The organism is Gryllotalpicola daejeonensis, assembly GCF_039538145.1.
GTDB lineage: Bacteria > Actinomycetota > Actinomycetes > Actinomycetales > Microbacteriaceae > Gryllotalpicola > Gryllotalpicola daejeonensis.
In genome coordinates this window covers 1,910,810-1,929,995 of sequence record NZ_BAABBV010000001.1, presented here as the reverse complement: position 1 = coordinate 1,929,995, position 19,186 = coordinate 1,910,810, and the positions used below count along the sequence as shown (strand labels likewise).

The window sequence follows — 19,186 nt, the reverse complement described above, 5'->3', positions numbered from 1 at the left end:
CCCAGAAGTGCGCCGGTAGAATCGGCGCGTGACGAACGACTCGAGCAGCACGTACGCCCAAGCCGGAGTCGACACCGCGGCGGGTGATCTGGCGGTCGAGCTGATGAAGTCGGCGGTCTCGGCCACGCATGGCCCCGAGGTGCTCGGCGGCGTCGGCGGCTTCGCCGGCCTGTTCGACGTCTCGTTCCTCAAGAGCTTCGACAAGCCGCTGCTCGCGACTTCGACCGACGGCGTCGGCACGAAGGTCGCCATCGCGCAGGCGATCGACAAGCACGACACCATCGGTCAGGATCTCGTCGGCATGGTCGTCGACGACATCGTCGTGGTCGGCGCGAAGCCGCTGTTCATGACGGACTACATCGCGTGCGGCAAGGTCGTGCCGAACCGCATCGCCGACATCGTCGCCGGCATCGCGCGCGCCTGCTCGGCGACCGGCACCGCCCTCGTCGGCGGCGAGACCGCGGAGCACCCGGGGCTGCTCGGGCCCGACGACTACGACGTCGCGGGCGCGGCCGTCGGCGCTGTCGAGGCCGACGCGGTGCTCGGCGCCGACCGCGTGCAGCACGGGGATGTCGTGCTGGCACTCGGCTCGTCCGGGCTGCACTCGAACGGCTACTCGCTCGTGCGCCACATCCTGGCGGGTGCCGGCATCTCGTACACCGACCGCAGCGACGAGCTCGGCACGACGTGGGGCGAGGCCCTGCTCGAGCCGACCCGGCTGTACACCTCGCCGCTGCTGCGCCTGCTCGCGGACCCGCAGCTTGCGGCATCCGTTCACTCTCTCTCGCACGTGACCGGCGGCGGCATCGCCGTGAACCTGGCGCGCGTGCTGCCCCGCGGCGCGTGGGCCGAGCTCGACCGCGCGTCGTGGTCACCGGCGCCCGTCTTCCGCGTGCTCTCGGACCTCGCCGGCACGTCGCTCGAGTCGGCGGAAGGCACGTGGAACCTCGGCATCGGGTTCTTCGCGGTCGTCGCGCCCGGCGCGGTCGACGGCATCGTCGCGGCGCTGAAGCAGGACGGCATTCCCGCGTGGGTCGCGGGGACCGTGTCGACGGATGCCCGTGACTTCACCGGCTTCGAGCAGGGTGCCAAGGGCGTCGACGGCGGCGCCGTGCGCCTCGTCGGCAGCTATGCCTGAGTTCGACGACATCGTCGCCGAAGGCGAGGCCGAGCCCACCGAGGGGTGGGACTTCTCGTGGTTCGACGGGCGCGCGACCGAAGAGCGTCCGCCGTGGGGCTACGCGCGGCTCGCGGCGGAAGCGCTGGGCCACGCGCACGCCTCGCTCGACCTGCAGACGGGCGGCGCCGAGGTCTACGCGGAGGCGCTGGGGCGTGCGGCATCCGTGCCCGCGCGCGTCGCCGCGACCGAGGAGTGGCCGCCCAATCTCGCGCTCGCCCGCGAGCGGCTCGCGCCGTTCGGCGGTGAGGTCGCGAACGCGGCCGGCACCGACCCGCTGCCCTTCGAGGCGGAGACGTTCGATCTGGTGCTGGCGCGTCATCCCTATGGCGTCCCGTGGGAGGAGATCGGGCGCGTGCTCGCGCCGGGCGGCACGTTCCTCGGCCAGCTGATCGGCTGGGGAACGAACCGCAAGCTGTACGAGTTCTTCCTCGGCCCGCGGGGCGACGCGCACGAGGATCACGGCCACGAGGCGGTGATCAGGCAGCGCGCGGCCGAGGCTGGGCTCACGATCACCCGGCTTGAAGAGGCTGTGACCAAGGTCGAGTTCTTCGACGTCGGCGCCGTCGTGTACTTCCTGCGCAAGGTGCTGTGGACGGTGCCGGGCTTCACGGTCGCCGCGTATCGCGACGAGCTGCGGCGCATGCACGCGCTCATCGAGGCGAACGGCTCGTTCGTGAGCTACTCGCGCCGGTTCCTCGTCGAGGCGACGCGGTAGCGGCTGAAGACGACGCCGCTGGCGAAGCCGCGGGTCTCGATGAGCTCGAGATCGAGGCGCACGTCGCGCGGGAGCCACGGATTTCCGCCGCCCACGGCGACGGGGTAGCTGTACCAGCGCAGCTCATCGATGATGCCGGCGGCGAGCGCCTGCCCCGCGAGCACGGCGCCGCCGATCGACATATCGGTGGGGGATTCCTCGACCAGGCGACGCACCACCGCGGGGTCGAACTCGCGCTCGATGCGAGTCGCCGGAGACGTGGCATCCGTCAGCGTTCGCGAGTACACGATCTTCTCCGCCGCGCGCCACATGCGCGCCCACTCGAGATCGAGCGGCGATCCCGTGTCCTCGTCGGGCCAGGTCTGCCAGATGCGCATGGTCTCGTACATCCGGCGACCGTAGAGGTAAGTGCTGAGCGGCCGCTCGCCCTCGGTGATGTGCGCGAGCGCCTCGTCGTCTGGTGCGCTCCACGCGGAATCGCCGGCCGGGTCGTCCAGGTATCCGTCGAGCGATGCGATCGCCGAATAGATCAACCGTCCCATGCGCACATGCTGGCCCGTCAGCGCGTTCGCCGCGACACGCAGAACGCCCCGCCTCGGTGACCGAAGCGGGGCATTCGAACGTCTAGGTATGAAGTGGCTCAGGCGCCCTTCGGCTGCCGAGCCTGATATTCGTCTTCGTCCTCATCCTCGTCGTCGAGGCCCTCGGGCTCATAGTCTGCCCAAGCCGCGTACTGGTCCTCTTCGGACGAGTGGCTACCGAGCTCGCGCTCCAAGGCCGCGTAGTTCACTTCCGGGCTGTAGGACTTCAGCTCGCGGGCGATCTTGGTGTGCTTTGCCTTCTGACGGCCACGCCCCATGCGAGACCCCCTTACGATGACGGGCCGGGGTGAGGGTGCTGTCACCCGGCGCAAACAGAGTAGAAAACTAGCGGGTAGTTTAGCATGAGGCGCTCCACCCGCCCTTGCCCAGCACCCTCCGTCATTTTCCTGGATGCCCCGTGTCACTCTTGCCGACCCACACCCAGGTGGTCGTCGTCGGGGCGGGTCAGGCGGGCCTCTCGGTGGCCTATTTCCTGAAGCGATTCCAGCTCGAGCCGGGCGTCGACTTCGTGATGCTCGACCGCGGCCCGAGCACCGGCGGCGCCTGGCAGCGCCGCTGGGAGGCGCTCACCCTCGGCAGCGCGCACCGCGTCGCCGACCTGCCCGGCATGAACGAGCTCGGACTGTCGTTTGAGACCGCCGATCACCATCGGCCCGCCAAAGAGGTGGTCGAGGACTATTACCGGCAGTACGAAGAGCATTACGGATTCCAGGTCTTCCGCCCCGTCGAAGTGATGAGCGTCTTCAACCGCGGCGCCGACCTCGTGGTGAACGCCCGCGTGCCCGACGAGCACGACCCCGACTACCGCGAAGAGATCGTGACCCGCCTGCTGGTCAACGCCACCGGAACGTGGCGCACCCCCTTCGTGCCGTATGTGCCCGGCATCCGCGAGTTCGCCGGAACCCAGCTCGCGACCAACGGCTACGTGTCCGCCGAGCAGTTCCGCGGCCAGTCGGTCGTCGTGGTCGGCGGCGGCACGAGCGCGATCGGCTTCCTGCTCGAGCTCGAGGGCGTGGCGGCGCAGCTCAGCTGGGCGACGCGGCGGCCCGTCGTCTTCAGCGATGACGAGAAGCTCAGCATGGAGGGCGGCGCGCGCGCCGTCGCCGAGCAGGACGCCGCCGCGCGCGCGGGGAAGCCGCTTCCGAGCATCGTGCACGGCACGGGCATCGCGAAGACGCGGCGCATCGCCGCCGGCATCGAACGCGGCGTCCTGCGCGAGCGGCCCATGTTCACGCGCGTCGAGCGTGACGGCGTGCGCTGGCCGGACGGCTCCTTCACTCAGGCTGACGCGATCATCTGGGCGACCGGATTCCGGCCGGAGCTGCGGCACCTCGCCCCGCTGCGGCTGCACAACATCGGCGGCGGTGTGACCGTCGAGAACGGCGCCGTGGCAGCCGACCCCCGCATCTTCCTCGCCGGGTATGGACCTCAGGCGTCGACGATCGGCGCGAACCGGGCGGGGCGAGCGGTGGCGCGGCAGGTGGTCGCGGCGCTTTAGCGATGGCGCCTAGCGGGCGCTGGTCGCCACGTCGTCGCTGAGCCGCCGGATGCTCTCGGTGCCCTCTGCCAGCATGCGGTACACGCGCTCGTAGCCCTCAGCCATGACGGGGAGGTCGAAGCGCCGCTCCGCCTCCGCGCGGGCGTCGGCCGGGTCCAGTTCCTCGGCGAGCGCAAGCGCCGCAGGGAACTGGCGGAAGTCGTCGACGATGAGACCGCTGCGGCCGTGGGCCACGATCTCCGGAACGCTGCCGCGACGCAGGGCGACCACGGGGGTGCCGCAGGCCATGGCCTCGATCATGACCATGCCGAACGGCTCCTCCCACTGGATCGGGAAGACGAGCGAGCGCGCACCCGAGAGCAGCTCGCGCTTGAGGGTCGCGTCCGCCTCGCCGACGTACTCGGCGTCGCTTCCCAGCAGCGGCCGCACGACGTCGTCGAAGTACTCGAACTCGCTCGGCTCGTTGAGCTTCCCGGCGAGCACGATGCGCCGGCCGGCGCGCCGAGCCGCGTCGATCGCCAGGTCGGGGGCCTTGTCGGGGCTGAACCTGCCGAGCCAGAGCACGTAGTCGTCCTTCTCGGCGCGATAGGGGAACGACGGGACGTCGATGGCGTTGTGGACGGTGCCGACCCAGTTCAGCCGCGGGTTCAGCCGCCGCTGCGCGTCTGAGATGGCGACGAGGTCGACCGTGCGTCCGAGTCGCTCGTGGTAGTCACCGGGCTCGCCCGTGACCGGGCCGTGCATCGTGACGACCGTGGGCTGCGTGCGGCCGCGGGCCAGCAGCGGGCCGGCGAGTGTGTGATCGTGCACGACGTCGACGTCGGCGCTCTCGATGGCGCGGGCGGCCTCCGCGGCCGCGATGACCTCGGGAATCGGAGTTCCGAGGCGCTCGGTGGGTGGCTCGTCGTAGATGCGATGGAAGGAGGTCGCTGCCGTGCGGTGCTCGCCCGCGGCGATGAGCTTCACCTCGTGGCCGCGCGCCACGAGGCCGTCGACGAGTGCCGCGACCACCGCCTCGGTGCCGCCGTACCCGCGCGGGGGCAGCTCGAACCACGGCGGCGCCACCATGGCGATCTTGAGGGGCGGCCTGCCGTCTGCGGCGGCGCCGGGAACAGGCTCGTCTGGCACCCGCGAAGGCGTGTCGACGATGGTCATCAGAACCTCCTTGCTCAAGCCGGTTGTCGGATGGGACGAGAAGGCCCTACAACATCGGAGGGACCATATCTGCAAATCGAGTTGTAACATTGCACTCAAGCAATTCGCAAGATCTCTCCAACGGAAAGTGACATGCCGGATTCGCAGCAGACCATCGTCGGCGTCGCGCCGACCACCATCACCCTTGTCGAAGGCGCCTCGTTCTGCGTCAGCGCCGCGAACGGCGACATCGCGGGCGCGCGCGCCGAGGGGCTCTTCGTGCGCGACACGCGCCTTCTATCGAAGTGGGAGCTGTATGTCGACGGCGCCCACGTCGAGCCGCTGTCTGCCGTCGTCGTCGAGCCCTACGAGGCGCGCTTCGTCGGCCGGGCCGCAACGCGCCCCGGGCAGGCTGAGCCCACTCTGATCGTCGAGCGGTCGCGCTACGTCGGCCAAGGCATGCGCGAGGACGTCGTGCTGCGCAACTTCGGCTCAGAGCCGGCGGGCGTCGACGTGCGCCTGTCGGTGGACGTCGACTTCGCCGACCTCTTCGAGGTCAAGGAGAACCGGCCGCCCCGCGGGCGCCACGTCTCGAGGCGCGCGGTCGGCGCCGATCTCGTGCTGTGGACGGAGCACGGCGACGGCCGCGGCGTGCGTGTGACGGCCCCGGGGGCGATCGCCACGGAGCATCAGCTGCGCTTCGACGCGGTGGTGCCCGCCGGCGGGGAGTGGACCGCGACGATCGAGGTGGTCGCGAGCGTCGAGGGGCAGGAGCTGGCAGCCTCGTTCCCGCTCGACGCCCCGGTCGACGACGCGGAACCCGCACGGCGGATGCGCGGCTGGCGGGCATCCGTGCCCGATATCAGCGTCGACGACCCGGCCCTCGCGCAGGCGCTGGAGCGCAGCGAGCAAGACCTGGGAGCGCTGCGCATCGTCGACCCCAAGCACCCGGACGACGACGTGGTGGCGGCGGGCGCCCCGTGGTTCATGGCGCTGTTCGGCCGTGACTCGCTGCTCACCAGTTGGATGACGCTGCCGTTCTCGCCTGAGCTCGCGATGGGCACGTTGCGCACTCTCGCGCGAATGCAGGGGCGCCGCGTCGACCCGCTGACGGAGGAGGAGCCGGGGCGGATTCTTCACGAGGTGCGCCTCGGGGCGGATCTGTCGCTGGCGCTCGGCGGTGACAGCGTCTACTACGGCTCGATCGACTCGACGCCGTTGTTCGTCATGCTGGTCGGGCAGGCGGCCCGCTGGGGCGTTCCCCTCGCCGAGCTCGAGCCGCTGCGACCGGCCGTCGAGGCGGCCGCGCGCTGGATCGTCGACTACGGCGACAGGGACGGCGACGGATTCGTCGAGTATCAGCGCCGCACCGACCGCGGTCTGCTCAACCAGGGCTGGAAGGACAGCTTCGACGCGATCTCCTTCCGCAACGGCGCCCTCGCGCGAGCGCCGATCGCGCTCGCCGAGGTGCAGGGGTACTGCTACGCCGCCTTCCTGGCCAAAGCCGACCTCGACGAGCGCTTCGGGGACACGGCTTCGGCGCAGACGTGGCGTGCTCGCGCTGCCGAGCTCAAGGCGCGTTTCCACGAGGCGTTCTGGATGCCGGAGCAGGGCTATCTCGCGCTCGCACTCGACGCCGACAAGCGCCAGGTCGACGCGATCGCCTCGAACGCGGGCCAGTGCCTGTGGACGGGCATCGTCGACGAGGCGGTCGCCGCCCCCGTCGTCGAGCGGCTGCTCTCGCCCGAGTTGTTCACCGGGTACGGCATCCGCACACTCGGCACGGGCAACGCGCGCTACAACCCGGTGAGCTACCACAACGGGTCGGTGTGGCCGCACGACACCGCGCTGATCGCAGCCGGCATCGCCCGCTACGGGTACGCAGAGCAGGCGGGGCGCGTCGTCGACGGGGTGCTCGACGCCGCACGCTCGTTCGGCGGTCGGCTGCCCGAGCTGTTCTGCGGCTTCGACCGCGCCGAGAAGCCGGTGCCGGTGCCGTACCCCACCTCGTGCTCACCGCAGGCGTGGGCTTCCGCGGTGCCGTTCGAGCTGCTGCGGATCTCGCTGGGCCTGTCGCCCTCGGGCGAACGCGGGCGTCTCGACGTCAACGCGGCGCCGGCGCGGCTCGGCGCCGTCTCGATCGACAAGCTGCCCTTCGAGCGCCGTCAGGTCACGGTCCGTGCGGACAGCGAGGGCAGCTCGGTGACGACCGACGCCGCGGCTGCGCCCGCCGAGGGCGTGGCTACAATCGATGTCGTCTGACGGGCTGGAGGGGTGAGTGGCAAGCGCACCTGAGCGTGCCGCCGGCGCGAGCGACGACGCGCAGCGCGGGCCGGCGCACGACGTGCCGTTCTACACGATCGGCCAGGTCGCCACTCTGCTCGACGTGCCGCAGGCCCAGCTGCGTCGCCTCGACGACCTCGAGGTCGTGCAGCCCGAGCGCTCGACGGGTAACCAGCGCCGCTACACCCAGGACGAGATCGACCGCCTGCGCGAGGTGATCGAGCTGACAGATGAGGGTGTCACCCTTCCGGGCATCCGCAAAGTGCTCGAGCTGCGCCGCCGCGTCGACGAGCTCGAGCAGCAGCTCGCCGACCGCGACCGCGCCGAAGACTGAAGCCCTCCGCGCGGGCCGTCACGAGGTCGAGCACGGCGCTGGCGAGGTCACCGGACCGCGAAGGCGATCGCGATCGCCGCCGCCGCCGACCAGGCCTGAGGGCGGCACGCCGCGGGGTACGGAACCGGAGTCTCGGTGCCGCGCCTCTCATCGCCGGCGTGAAGCTCAGGCATCCGGAAATCGAGCTGCACAGCCGCGCTCACGAGTTCGTCCGCCAGCACGCGGGCCTCGCCGTGGAAACCCTCGCGCGCGAGGCCCAGCACGGCGATCGCCGTGTCGTGCGCCCATACCGAGCCGCCGTGGTACGCCATCGGCCAGTACCCGGACTCGGCCGTCGACATGGTGCGCAGCCCGAATCCTGAGCGCATCTCGCTCGACAGCAGGCGGCGGGCGACGAGCGCGGCGCCCTCGTGGTCGAGGATGCCGGTGCCGAGCAGGTGCCCCATGTTGCTCGCGACCGAGTCGACCTTCTGCCCGTGCGCGTCGAGCGCGATCGCCGGGTAGTCGCCGTCAGGCGATGAGACCCAGAATGCGTCGTTGAAGCGCTGCCGCAACGCGGCGGCCCACGATCGCCACTCCTCGGCTCCCGGCTCGCCGAAGCTCTCGAGCAGCTCGGCGCCCGCCATCGCCGCCGCGTACGCGTAGCCCTGCACCTCGCACAGGGCGATCGGCCCCTCGGCGAGCCGCCCGTCGCGCCACTGGATCGAGTCGTCGGAATCCTTCCAGCCCTGGTTCGACAGGCCGCGCCCTGACTCGTCGGCATAGCGCAGGAATCCGTCGTCGCTCATGCCGTAGTCGCGCATCCACGCGAGCGCCATCGCCAGATTCGGCAGCAGCGCCTTCACCTCGACGCCGGAGGCGCCGGCGTGCCACGCGTCGCGCAGCAGCGTGATCCACAGCGGCGTCGCGTCGATCGTTCCGTAATAGAGCGGTGGCAGCACGATGCTCTGCTGCGCCAGCTCGAGCATGGCCGGCCGCAGCTCGTGCATGATCTTGCCGGGCTGCTCGGCGGTCAGCGGGTCGACCTTGGTGCCCTGCAGCTGCGACAGCGCGCGCAGGGTCGACATCGCGAGCCGCTGATCGAGCGGCAGCATGAAGTGCGCGGCCCACAGCGAGTCGCGCCCGAACAGCGTGAAGAACCAGGGCGCGCCCGCCGCGAGGAACGGCTCGTCGTGGTCGCGCAGGGTGACCCGCAGCGCGACGAGGTCGGTGAGCGCATGCTGCACCCAGCGGCGAATGCGCAGGTCGTACGCGGGCACCGCGTCGGCATCCCAACCGGGGTCGTCGGTGACCGCCTGCACGACGGCGCGCTCGTCGTCGAGCTCGGCCCACCAGGCGATGCGGGGCGCGCCGCCTGCCGGCACCTCGACCGGCCACCGGAACTCGAGCTCGCCGTCGCTGTGGGTCAGCACTGCGCCCGGCGCGGTGACACGCAGCGTCACGCCGTCGTCGCTCCACGACGCGAACGCGGGGCCGCCGTCGCCGTCGGAACCGCCGCGGCCCCCACCCGTCGTGCCCGGCACCGGCTGCTCGTTCCGCAGGCCGTCCTTCACGAGGTGGATCGGCGTGAAGTCCGCGTGCAGGCGCAGCACCGCGGTGAGGCGCACGGCGTCGGGCAGCGCCGAGTTGAAGACGATCTCCTCAGACATCCGCCCGGCGTCGACCACGCGCGTGCGCTCGACCCGGAAACGCGGGTCGGCGCGCTCGCCCGGCAGACCGCGCAGCACCGTCGTGAAGGTCGTGCTCATCGCGGTGTCGTCGAGCTCGCGCAGCGGCTCGAGCGAGTGGCCCTCGACCGAGAACGACAGCGTGTCGATCACCCGGGTGTTCGAGTGGTACAGCCCGTGCACTGCCTCGGCGCCCATGTCGCCGGTGCTGTCGGACCATGCCTGCGTCGGCGCGCGCAGCACGACGTGCGCGTCGTGCAGCAGGGGCTGCGGCCGGAAGTCGCTCACTCTTTCACCGCCCCTTCGCTCTGGTTCATGATGCGGCGCTGGAAGATGAAGAACATCGCAGCGACCGGCAGGGTCATGATGAGCGCCGCGGCGAGTTTCAGCGGGTACTGCGTGCCAGAGCCGAGCGAGCCGCTCGCGAGCGTCGCGACGCCCTTCGTGAGCGGTGTGAGCGCCGGGTTCTGCGCGGCGACCACGAAGTGCGCGAGCTCGTTCCATGACCCCTGGAACGACAGGATCACGATCGTCACGAGCGCCGGCTGTGCCATCGGCAGCACCACCGACCAGAACAGCCGCAGCGTGCTCGCGCCGTCGATGCGCGCGGCCTCTTCGACCGCGAGCGGAATCGACTCGAAGAACCCCTTCATGATGAACACTCCCGCGGCATCCACCATCAGCGGCACGATCATGCCGACGTACGAGTCGTAGATGCTGAGCGTGTTGAGCACGAGGAACTTCGGGATCAGCAGCACCACGTTCGGCACCGCCATCACCGCCACCAGGCCCGCGAAGATCACGTTGCGGCCGCGGAAGTGCAGGCGCGCCAGCGCGTAGCCCGCGAGCGAGTCGAACAGCACCCGGCCGAGTGTGACGAAGACCGTGATGATGGCCGAGTTCATGAACCACAGCGGGAAGTCGGAGTTCGTGAACAGCTTGTCGATCGCGGCGACGCTGAACGGGTTCGGGATGAGCGAGATGGGGTTGTTCGCGGCGTCGGGGTCGGTCTTGAACGACGTCGCGATCTGGATGAGGAACGGCAGGATGTAGACCAGCGCGAGCATCGTCAGCACGGCATACAGCACGGATTGCGCGGCCACGCGCCCCGTCGTCCAGCGGTGCGGCCTCATCGCTCGACCTCCCCTGCGGGCAGCCCGGCGACCTTCACCGGAACCGGGTTCAGACGCCGCCGCTTCGAGACCGCGCGCTCGCGCAGCGCCCAGCGCTGGATCAGCGTGAACACGATGATGATCACGAACAGGATGAAGGCGATCGCCGCGCCCTGCCCCCAGGCATTGTTGGTGAAGGATGCCTGGTACGAGAGGTAGGCGGGTGTGAGGGTCGTTCCGTCGGGGCTGCCGCCGGGGGTCGCCACGTAGATCTGGTCGAACACCTGCCAGCATCCGATCAATCCCAGCGTGATGACCGTGAACAGCGTCGGTCGCAGCTGCGGCAGCGTGACCTTCGTGAAGCGCTCCCACGCGGTCGCACCGTCGACCATCGCCGCCTCTTGCAGGTCCCCGGAGAGGTTCTGCAGCGCTGCGAGGAACAGCAGCATGAAGGTGCCGCTCGTCGTGAACACCGCGAGCAGGATGAGCGCGCTCATCGCCCAGGACGGCCCGGCCAGCCAGTCCCACCACGTCACGCCGAGGAATCCGTGATTCACGAGCGCGCTCGGCCCCTGCTCGACGCCTACGCGTGCAAGGATCGCGCGCACCACGCCCTGGGGGTCGTTGAACCAGTTCGGCCCGTGGATGCCGACCCACGACAACACCTTGTTGATCGCGCCCGTCGTGCTGAACAGGAACATCCAGAGCACCGTGATCGCCACGGAGCTCGTCACCGACGGGAAGTAGAACGCGGTGCGGAAGAACCCCTTCCCCTTCAGCCGCTGATTGTTGACCAGGGATGCCAGCGCCAGCGCCACGATCGTCTGGAGTGGCACCACGAGCACGACGTACCAGAGGTTGTTGCGCAGGGCCTGGCCGAAGTTCTGCTCGGCGAGGCCGCCGCCGCTCGTCACGGCCTCGTAGTTCTTGAGCCCGACGAAGTTCACACCGGCAGAGAACGGGCTGCCCCGGCCGCCCCAGTCCGAGAAGCTGACCCAGAGGGCCATCAGGATCGGGACGACCAGGAACAACCCGAGCAGCACCAGCATCGGCGCCGTGAAGAGCCAGCCGGCAGAGGCCTCGCCCTTCCGGATCGAACCCGAGCGCGCGGTCACTGGAGGAGCGCCTGCAGATTGCTCTGCGCCGAGTCGAGGATCGTCTTCGGATCCGTCGTCTTCAGCTGGGCGATCTTGCCGTCGAGAGCGGTGATCACGTCGGAGACGCCCTTGAGGGTCGGGGTGCCCTGCGCGTAGTCGGTCGCGTCGAGGAACGGCGTGTACTGCGGGAACTCCTGCTTCCAGTCGGACGCGGCCGATTGGATCGACGGCATGACACCGAACGCCTTCGCGAACTTCAGCTGGTCGTCTTTCGACGCGAGCTTCTCGACGAGGTCGAGCGCCGCCTTCTGGTTCGGGCTGTCGGACGCGATGCCCCAGCAGTTCGTGAACTGCAGGGTGCCCTTCCCCTTCGGCCCCTCGGGCAGCGGCACCACCTTGTAGTGGATGTTCGGGTAGTCGCCCATCGCGCCGGAGATCCAGTTGCCCTCGATCGTCATCGCGGCGAGCCCCTTGCCGAAGGCCTCGCCACCCCAGCCCGTGCCGACGTCGGCCGCGAACTTCATGGAGCCGGCCTTCAGCAGCGACTGCGCGTAGGTGAGCGCCTGCACGTTGGCGGCGCTGTTCGCCGTCACCTTCGTGTTGTCGGGGTTGGTCAGGTTCCCGCCGGCCTGCACCATGAAGGCGCCGAGGCGCTCGTACTGGCCCGAGACCACGAGGCCGGTCGTGCCACCGGTCGTGAGCTTCTTGGCGACGGCCTTCAGGTCGTCCCACGACTTCGGGTAGTCGGAATCGGTGAGGCCCGCCGCTTTCCACTTGTCGGTGTTGACGATGAGCTGCAGCGTCGAGACATCCTTCGGTGCGCAATAGAACTTGCCGTCGTAGGTGAAGTTCTTGACCAGCGACGGGTAGAAGTCGTTCTTCAGGTCGCTCGGCAGCTTGTCGCCGTAGGCCAGCAGCGAGCCGTTGGCGGCGTAGCCCGGCAGTGAGCCGGTCGAGAGGTAGAAGACATCGGCGGGCTTCTTCGCCGCGAAGCCCTGCGCCAGCTGCTGGTCGAGGTTGTTGGCGGGAATGACGGTCGCCTTCGTGCCGGAGCTCGACGACCAGTCGGCGACCGCCGACTTGACCGCAGCGGTCTCGGCGTCGCCGCTCGAGCCGATCAGCACGGTCAGCGGATCCTTCGACGAGGTGAGGCCCCCATTGCCCGAGCCGTTGCCGTTGTCGTTGCTGCCCCCGAATCCGGAGCCGCACCCGGCGAGGGCGACCGCTGCGGCTGCAGCCACGGCCCCCACGATCACGGTGCGGGTGAGCGATCTGAACATGAGCACTCCCTTGCGTACATCCCCGTCGATGCGATCGCCCAGATCCGCGCCGTTGCGGGATTTGATCGATCTAATAAGGTAGGACAACACTCACGCGAAGGCGCGCGGGTGTCAACCCCTTTTGGGGGACACGGTGCGCCGACCGGCCCGAGAGGAGGCGTGCATGGCGAGGCGGCTGCCGACGATCGGCGACGTCGCCCGAGCGGCCTCCGTCTCGCGGCAGACGGTCTCGAACGTGCTGAACTCGCCCGAGATCGTGCGGGCTCAAACGCGGGCCAGGGTCGAGGCTGCGATCGCCGAGCTGGGGTACCGGCCCCACGCCGCCGCGCGCCGCCTGCGCACCCGCCGAGCCTCGACCATCGCGGTGCGGCTGGACCCTTTCGTCGGCGGCATCTCGGGCGCCGTGCTCGATCGCTTCCTGCATGCCCTCACCGAGCGGGCGGAGGCGAAGGGCCTCAGCGTCATGCTCTACACTGCGACCGATGCCGCTGACGAGATCCGCCAGTTCCGGCGGCTCGTCGACGGGGCCGTGGTCGACGCCTTCGTGCTCGCCGCGACGTACTACGGCGACCCGCGCACCGAGTGGCTCATCGAGCATGGCCAGCCCTTCGTCACCTTCGGCCGCCCGTGGGGCATCGCCGACCTGAGCGACCCCCTGCACTTCTGGGTCGACGTCGACGGCCGCGCCGGCGTGCGCGACGCGGTCGCGCGCCTGCGTGAGACAGGGGCGCAGCAGATCGGATTCCTCGGCTGGCCGGCCGGGTCAGGAACGGGGGACGAGCGCCGCGCCGGGTGGGCGGCAGCCCTGCGCGAGTCCGGCATCGGCGACAGCGAGCTGGTGCGGCTCACGGTCGAGTCCGAAGACGGCGTCGCCGAGGCGCGTGCTGCGACCCGGAAGCTGCTGGCGCAGGCATCCGATCTCGATGCCATCATCGCTGCCAGCGACACGCTCGCTCTCGGTGTGCTCATCGAGACGGCGGGCGCGCTCCCGGTCGTCGGCTTCGACAACACGCCGGTGGCGGAGGCCATCGGATTCTCGAGCATCGACCAGCGCGTCGACGAGGTCGCGGCAGCGGCGCTCGAACTGCTCGACCTCGTCGGCCATGCCGAGGCGGGCGGCCCCGGTGGTCACCGGCTCATCGCCCCCGACGTGATCATGCGCGCCCAGGGCCCCGCCCTCGGGCTGGTCGGCTAGCTAGTGCTTCTCTGTGCCGGCGGCGACGTGGTCGCGAGCCCCGGCCTCGTGCTCGGCGTCGCTCGCTTCCTTGCCCCGCACCTCGGCGTTGGCCGCGGCGATCGCCTCGGCGGCCGCTGCGGCGCGCTCGGCCGGGGTCGAGCGGCCGGGGTGGCGGGCCGGCATCGGCCGCGGCGGCTCGCCGCGGCGGTCCTGGCCGGGCAGCGGGCGCGAGCGGCGGCCGTAGATCAGCTCGGAGGAGTCCAGCAGCCACGGCACCAGCGCGATGACGACGCCATGCACGAGCATCAGCTCGCGGCTGATGCGGCGCGCGCGGTGGTTGTGCAGGATCTGCTCCCACCAGTGGCCGACGATGTACTGCGGCAGGTAGACCGTGACGACCTCTGACCCGCAGAACTCGCGCCGCTTCTTGATGTACTTCGCGAGCGGCAGCGCGTAGTCGCGGTACGGCGAGTCGATCAGCGTCAGCGGGACATGGATGTTCATGTCCTTCCACTGCTGCTTCAGGCGCTCGGTCGACTCTGCGTCGACGACGATGTGCACCGCCTCGATCGAGTCGTGCTTCGCCGAGATCGCGTAGTCGAGAGCCTTGAGCGCCGGCTTCTGCATCTTGCCGACGAGCACGATCGCGTGGTCGCCCGTCGACCCGAACTTGTCGCCGGGGTCGACCTCGACCTCTTTCTCGACGTCGCGGTAGTACCGGTTCACGCCGAGCATGAGCAGCCACAGGATCGGCATGATGATGAAGACGATCCAGGCGCCGTGCGTGAACTTGGTGATCGTGACGACGATGAGCACGGATGCCGTGAGGATCGCGCCGAAGGCGTTGATGCTCAGGCTGCGGATGATCGAGCCGCGGTTCATCAGCTCGCCGTCTGCCGTGCGGAAGCCGGCGCCGTCGCGTCCGTCCCGCAGCAGGCGCATCCAGTGCCGCACCATGCCCGACTGGCCGAGCGTGAACGAGACGAAGACGCCGATGATGTACAGCTGGATCAGGTTCGACAGGTTCGCCTGGTAGATCAGCAGCAGCACGATCGCGGCCAGGGCGAGGCCCACGACGCCGTTCGAGAAGACCAGTCGGTCGCCGCGCGTCGACAGCGCCTTGGGCGCGTAGGACTCTTTCGCGAGGACGTACGTCAGCAGCGGGAATCCGTTGAACGCCGTGTTCGCAGCCAGCAGCAGGACCACGGCGGTCGCGGCCTGCACGATGAAGAACAGGACGGAGTTGTTGCCGAAGGTCGCGGCCGCGAGCTGGGCGATCAGGCTGCGCTGCGGCTGCGTGGCGCACTGCGCCCAGCCCGAGAGATCACAGGGATTCTGCGCGTAGTGCACATGCGCGATGAGCGCCGTGACGACGAGGCCCACGAACAGCGTCACGGCGATGCCGCCCAGCATGAGCAGGGTGGTGCGGGCGTTGCGGATCTTCGGAACGCGGAAGGCCTGCACGCCGTTCGCGATCGCCTCGACACCGGTCAGGGCCGAGCAGCCGCTCGCGAAGGCGCGCAGCAGCAGCAGGACCAGCCCGGCCTGGGTGAGCTGCTCGACGTGCTTGACGCTGTAGCCCGCGGATTCCGCGATCGGGGCGTGCCCCGCGGCGGTGCGCACGAGCGCCGTGATCACCATGACGGCGATGCTGGCCGCGAAGACATAGGTCGGAATCGCGAAGGCCTTGCTCGCCTCGCGCACGCCGCGCAGATTGACGATGGCGATCAGCGCGACGAACACGATCGAGAGCTCGACTCGGAACTCGTGCAGCATCGGCACGGCCGAGATGATGTTGTCGACACCGGAGGCGACCGACACGGCGACCGTCAGCACATAGTCGGTGAGCAGGGCGGCTGCGACGATCAGGCCCGCCTTCTCGCCGAGGTTCTTGTGGGCGACCTCGAAGTCACCGCCGCCCGAGGGGTACGCCTTGATCAGCTGGCGGTACGAGGCGACGACCGTGACAAGGACGACCACGACCGCGACGGCGATCCACGGTGAGAAGGCGAGGAACGACACACCCCCCGCGAGCAGGATCAGCATCAGCTCCTGCGGGCCGTAGGCCACCGAGGAGAGCGCGTCGGACGCGAAGATGGGTAGCGCAAGACGCTTCGGGAGCAGCTGGCCCTCGAGCTTCTCGCTCGCGAGCGGCTCGCCGATCAACCAGCGCTTGGCAGAGAATGCCTCGTTGGTTGAGGTCTTAGCCTCGTTTGTCACGAGCGGCAACTTTAGTCGTGGGGAATCACCTATCAAAACCGCGTGTCTGCATGTCGGGATACCTCCCAGCGGGCGCTCAGCGGTGTATCACCTGCAGCAGCTCGACCCGGATTCTGGCGAGCTGCGCGCGCAGCGCCTCGACGGCGGCATCCGTCAGCTCGCCCCGCGCGGCGATCGCGCGCAACTCGCTGCGCAACTGCTGACGGAACTCGTTCACCGCGTTCTCGGCCTCGCGCAGCGCGAAGCGCGAGCGCACCTGCGCGTCGAAGTCCGGTGCGGGGGCGTGCGCCGTCGGGCCCGTCGTCGCGTGCTGGGCGGACTCGCGCGCGGCGCTGGCCAGATCGGCGCGCAGTGACTTGAGCGCCTGGTTCACGCCGTGGCGCACCTCGTCGGCGAGCCGGCGCACCGAGTCGGTCACCTCGTTCTCGATGTCGCGCAGCTCGCCCTCTCTGCGCTCGAGCTCGAGCCGGCCGGCATCCGTGATCTCGTACACGGTCTTGCGGCCCTCGGTCGTCTTCGTGACGAGGCCGTCTTCCTCGAGCTTCGAGAGCCGGGGGTAGATCGTGCCCGCGCTCGGGCTGTAGGTGCCTCCGAAGCGCTGCTCGAGCGCCTGGATGAGCTCGTAGCCGTGCTTCGGGGCGTCCTGCAGCAGGCTCAGCAGGTACAGGCGCAGGCTGCCGTGGCTGAAGACCGGGGGTGTCACAGCGTCTCCTTCGGGGTTGCGTCGGCCGAGGCATCCGCCGTCGCATTCGCCGGGCGTCGCACGACGGAGACGTTGCCGCTCACCGAGTTGGCGTTGACGTCGATCCAGAGCTTGTCGAGCGGGCCGTCCTGGTAGTCGAAGTTGCGGGCGCCCGAGCCGCGGTAGATGGTGTTCTCCATCTGCAGCACGCCGGAGACGGTGTTGATGCGGAAGCGGGCGGGCGCGTCGTCGTCGAGCCGCATGGTGAGGTCGCCGCTCACGGTGTTGTGACGGATGCTGTCGGGGATGCCGCGCACGTCGAGGAACACGTTGGCGCTGACCCCGTCGACCGTGACCCGGCTGAGCGTGCCGCTCGCGGTCACGTCGCCGTTGACGGTGTTCGCCTTCACGGCGCCGAGGTGGTTCTGCACGGCGAGCTCGCCCGAGACGGCGTTGAGCTCGACGTTGCCGACCAGGGTGTCGGCCGTGAGGTCGCCGTTGACGGTGCTGAGTCGGGCGTCGCTGATCAGGCCCGAGACCAGGGCGTGGCCGCTGACCGTGCCGAGCTTCAGCGCCACGTTGCGGGGCACGAGCACCGAGACGTCCGCGCGCGCCTTGCCCTGCCACGAGCGGAAGACGTCGAGGAAGTTGTCCCACCGCAGCTGCGGGTGGTCGATCTCGAGGCGGCCGTTCTCTGCCGTGACCTTGATGTCCTTGCCGGTGACGCCGCTGATCTCGACGCGGGTGGTCGGCTCATCGTGGCCGATCACGTCGACCTGGCCGCCGATCAGGCCGATCTTCAGCGAGGTGATTCCGTCGAGGTCGATCGTCTTCGCCTGACCCGGGTTGATGAGCCACTTCTCTTCAGGCATGTCGCTCTCCAAACGCGATATATCGTGACTGATGATGCGATCAAGGTAACACGATATATCGCGTCTGCGCCCTCGGGGTTTCCCCTGATTGTGCGGCTGTGGGGCCGATCTTTGGGCCGTGGGGTCGATTTATGGGCTGTGGGGTCGATTTATGGGCTGTGGGGTCAGATTCCTCGGGCCGATAGTCCGCCACCCAAGTTCCGCAAGTCACCGATTCGGATTGGAGAGCCCGAGGGATGCTTCGCCGAGCCCGTTTCGACCGAATCGGTGACCCGCGGACACCCTCGTTGTCCACAGATCCGTCGGATCGGTGACGTGCGGCAACCCGTGTTGTCCACAGATCTGTCGCCAGCGGCCCGTGGACCCGCCCGGCAGGCCACCCTGACTGCGTGTCTGTCCTGTGCGATCTCGGCCACGTGGCCACCACGGCTGAACTGCGGAACGCGGGCCTCGGCCGGAGAGACCGAGCGCAGTTGCTTGCGATTGCCTATAAGCCCCGCCGTGGCACGTTCGCGTGTGCGCACCTCGAGCAGCCGGAGCGCCTCGCCGTCGCCTGCGGTGCGCGCCTGGACTGCATCAGCGTGCTTCGCGCAGAGGGCATCTGGACCGGCCACCATCGTGGGTTGCACCTGCGCGCGCAGCGAGGCGACCGGCATGTTCCGGCGCGAGTGCGGGCGAAAGGGCTCCGACCCAGAATCCACTGGGATCGCATCCGGTTCCCCGGCCGCAGCCGCACCCGCGTGACGGTGCGCGAGGCGCTGTTCTGCGCGATGCGCTGCCTGCCGCCCGACGACCTCATCGCGGCCATCGAGTCGGCGGTGCACCTGCGGAAGATCTCGCGCGCCCAGGCGCTCGCGGTGATCCGGGCCGCCCCTCGGCGTCTGACGGCAGCGCTCACCGAAGTCGACACCGAGTTCCGCGCCCAGTCGGGCTACGAGACGAAGGTGCGGCTGTGGCTGCGGCGCGCCGGCCACGTCGTCACCCCTCAGTTCTACGTCGAGGGCGTCGGCCATCTCGACAACCTGGTCGACGGAGTGCTCGCCGTCGAGACCGACGGTGCGCAGCACAAGGAGACCCTCGAAGCCGATCACCGCCGCGACCTCGGAACCGAGGCGCGGGGCATCCGCGTGCTCCGCATCGACCCCGGGCTGGTCGACCGGAACTGGGAGCAGGTGCTCGAGGTCATCGAGCGGATGATCCGCGAGGCGAAGCATCCCTCGGTCACCGATTCGGTGCGCAAGCGGCGCAAGGCGCACGAATAACGCCCACCGCGACGGAATCGGTGACCCGCGGCACAAGGCGCACCAGGTGACCGCACCCAGGCGCGCGTTAT

Annotated in this window: 17 protein-coding genes; 7 read left to right on the top strand and 10 right to left on the bottom strand. The window is 69.6% G+C overall.

Annotated elements, in window-relative coordinates; translation table 11 throughout:
- Window positions 1-28: 28 nt before the first annotated feature.
- Both purM and ABD736_RS09420 read left to right on the top strand, forming a co-directional pair.
- Window positions 29-1,138, top strand: a complete 1,110-nt coding sequence (purM, locus tag ABD736_RS09425; RefSeq protein ID WP_344791496.1) for a phosphoribosylformylglycinamidine cyclo-ligase — start codon at window positions 29-31, stop codon at window positions 1,136-1,138.
- The gene (locus ABD736_RS09420) at window positions 1,131-1,895 is read left to right on the top strand and encodes a methyltransferase domain-containing protein (protein ID WP_344791495.1); all 765 of its coding nucleotides are present in this window, start codon (window positions 1,131-1,133) and stop codon (window positions 1,893-1,895) included. Before purM ends, ABD736_RS09420 begins: the two co-directional genes overlap by 8 nt.
- On the opposite strand, the gene ABD736_RS09415 is transcribed toward ABD736_RS09420, so the two are convergent.
- Entirely contained in the window at window positions 1,859-2,437 is a 579-nt protein-coding gene (locus ABD736_RS09415) for a dihydrofolate reductase family protein (RefSeq protein WP_344791494.1), read from the bottom strand. The two genes, ABD736_RS09420 and ABD736_RS09415, sit on opposite strands and share 37 nt — an antisense overlap.
- A 98-nt stretch (window positions 2,438-2,535) precedes the next feature.
- Window positions 2,536-2,754 carry a DUF3073 domain-containing protein gene (locus ABD736_RS09410; RefSeq protein ID WP_344791493.1) on the bottom strand — a complete coding sequence of 73 codons (219 nt, stop codon included), beginning with the start codon at window positions 2,752-2,754 and terminating at the stop codon, window positions 2,536-2,538.
- A gap of 140 nt (window positions 2,755-2,894) precedes the next feature.
- Between ABD736_RS09410 and ABD736_RS09405 the strand changes: the two genes are divergently transcribed.
- Window positions 2,895-3,995, top strand: a complete 1,101-nt coding sequence (locus tag ABD736_RS09405) for an NAD(P)-binding domain-containing protein (RefSeq protein WP_344791492.1) — start codon at window positions 2,895-2,897, stop codon at window positions 3,993-3,995.
- Window positions 3,996-4,004: 9 nt separating this feature from the next.
- Here ABD736_RS09405 and ABD736_RS09400 read toward each other — a convergent pair whose 3' ends face one another.
- Window positions 4,005-5,150, bottom strand: coding sequence for a glycosyltransferase family 4 protein (locus ABD736_RS09400; RefSeq protein ID WP_344791491.1), 1,146 nt, complete (start codon window positions 5,148-5,150; stop codon window positions 4,005-4,007).
- A gap of 132 nt (window positions 5,151-5,282) precedes the next feature.
- On the opposite strand from ABD736_RS09400, the gene ABD736_RS09395 reads away from it, so the two are divergent.
- Both ABD736_RS09395 and ABD736_RS09390 read left to right on the top strand, forming a co-directional pair.
- On the top strand, window positions 5,283-7,391 hold the full coding sequence (locus ABD736_RS09395; protein WP_344791490.1) for an amylo-alpha-1,6-glucosidase: 2,109 nt from the start codon (window positions 5,283-5,285) through the stop codon (window positions 7,389-7,391).
- Between the two features lie 16 nt (window positions 7,392-7,407).
- Window positions 7,408-7,746: a helix-turn-helix domain-containing protein gene (locus ABD736_RS09390; protein WP_344791489.1), complete on the top strand. Its 339-nt coding sequence runs from the start codon at window positions 7,408-7,410 to the stop codon at window positions 7,744-7,746.
- 47 nt (window positions 7,747-7,793) lie between these two features.
- Here the strand turns inward: ABD736_RS09390 and ABD736_RS09385 are convergent, their stop codons facing one another.
- From ABD736_RS09385 to ABD736_RS09370, 4 genes are all read right to left on the bottom strand, one after another.
- A complete protein-coding gene (locus ABD736_RS09385; protein WP_344791488.1) occupies window positions 7,794-9,701 on the bottom strand; it encodes a glycogen debranching N-terminal domain-containing protein in 1,908 nt (635 codons plus the stop codon).
- Entirely contained in the window at window positions 9,698-10,546 is an 849-nt protein-coding gene (locus ABD736_RS09380; protein ID WP_344791487.1) for a carbohydrate ABC transporter permease, read from the bottom strand. Before ABD736_RS09380 ends, ABD736_RS09385 begins: the two co-directional genes overlap by 4 nt.
- Entirely contained in the window at window positions 10,543-11,574 is a 1,032-nt protein-coding gene (locus ABD736_RS09375; RefSeq protein WP_344792231.1) for a carbohydrate ABC transporter permease, read from the bottom strand. The genes ABD736_RS09380 and ABD736_RS09375 overlap by 4 nt, the downstream gene beginning before the upstream one ends.
- 62 nt (window positions 11,575-11,636) lie before the next feature.
- Entirely contained in the window at window positions 11,637-12,902 is a 1,266-nt protein-coding gene (locus tag ABD736_RS09370) for a sugar ABC transporter substrate-binding protein (RefSeq protein ID WP_344791485.1), read from the bottom strand.
- A gap of 163 nt (window positions 12,903-13,065) precedes the next feature.
- On the opposite strand from ABD736_RS09370, the gene ABD736_RS09365 reads away from it, so the two are divergent.
- On the top strand, window positions 13,066-14,097 hold the full coding sequence (locus ABD736_RS09365; protein ID WP_344791484.1) for a LacI family DNA-binding transcriptional regulator: 1,032 nt from the start codon (window positions 13,066-13,068) through the stop codon (window positions 14,095-14,097).
- Here the strand turns inward: ABD736_RS09365 and ABD736_RS09360 are convergent, their stop codons facing one another.
- The 3 genes from ABD736_RS09360 to ABD736_RS09350 form a co-directional block, all read right to left on the bottom strand.
- Window positions 14,098-16,299: an APC family permease gene (locus ABD736_RS09360; RefSeq protein WP_344791483.1), complete on the bottom strand. Its 2,202-nt coding sequence runs from the start codon at window positions 16,297-16,299 to the stop codon at window positions 14,098-14,100.
- Window positions 16,300-16,375: 76 nt separating this feature from the next.
- Entirely contained in the window at window positions 16,376-17,002 is a 627-nt protein-coding gene (locus ABD736_RS09355; protein WP_344791482.1) for a PadR family transcriptional regulator, read from the bottom strand.
- Complete coding sequence (locus ABD736_RS09350; protein ID WP_344791481.1) at window positions 16,999-17,853, bottom strand: DUF4097 family beta strand repeat-containing protein; 855 nt, start codon at window positions 17,851-17,853, stop codon at window positions 16,999-17,001. Before ABD736_RS09350 ends, ABD736_RS09355 begins: the two co-directional genes overlap by 4 nt.
- A gap of 389 nt (window positions 17,854-18,242) precedes the next feature.
- Between ABD736_RS09350 and ABD736_RS09345 the strand changes: the two genes are divergently transcribed.
- Window positions 18,243-19,115, top strand: coding sequence for an endonuclease domain-containing protein (locus tag ABD736_RS09345; RefSeq protein ID WP_344791480.1), 873 nt, complete (start codon window positions 18,243-18,245; stop codon window positions 19,113-19,115).
- Window positions 19,116-19,186 lie beyond the last annotated feature (71 nt).

What these genes read in the sequence shown, in the direction of transcription:
- ABD736_RS09415 (WP_344791494.1), bottom strand. Translation starts at nt 2,437, where the DNA reads ATGGGACGGTTGATCTATTCGGCGATCGCATCGCTCGACGGATACCTG.
- ABD736_RS09350 (WP_344791481.1), bottom strand. Translation starts at nt 17,853, where the DNA reads ATGCCTGAAGAGAAGTGGCTCATCAACCCGGGTCAGGCGAAGACGATC.
- ABD736_RS09380 (WP_344791487.1), bottom strand. Translation starts at nt 10,546, where the DNA reads ATGAGGCCGCACCGCTGGACGACGGGGCGCGTGGCCGCGCAATCCGTG.
- ABD736_RS09400 (WP_344791491.1), bottom strand. Translation starts at nt 5,150, where the DNA reads ATGACCATCGTCGACACGCCTTCGCGGGTGCCAGACGAGCCTGTTCCC.
- ABD736_RS09420 (WP_344791495.1), top strand. Translation starts at nt 1,131, where the DNA reads ATGCCTGAGTTCGACGACATCGTCGCCGAAGGCGAGGCCGAGCCCACC.
- ABD736_RS09395 (WP_344791490.1), top strand. Translation starts at nt 5,283, where the DNA reads ATGCCGGATTCGCAGCAGACCATCGTCGGCGTCGCGCCGACCACCATC.
- ABD736_RS09365 (WP_344791484.1), top strand. Translation starts at nt 13,066, where the DNA reads ATGGCGAGGCGGCTGCCGACGATCGGCGACGTCGCCCGAGCGGCCTCC.
- ABD736_RS09410 (WP_344791493.1), bottom strand. Translation starts at nt 2,754, where the DNA reads ATGGGGCGTGGCCGTCAGAAGGCAAAGCACACCAAGATCGCCCGCGAG.
- ABD736_RS09370 (WP_344791485.1), bottom strand. Translation starts at nt 12,902, where the DNA reads ATGTTCAGATCGCTCACCCGCACCGTGATCGTGGGGGCCGTGGCTGCA.
- ABD736_RS09375 (WP_344792231.1), bottom strand. Translation starts at nt 11,574, where the DNA reads ATGCTGGTGCTGCTCGGGTTGTTCCTGGTCGTCCCGATCCTGATGGCC.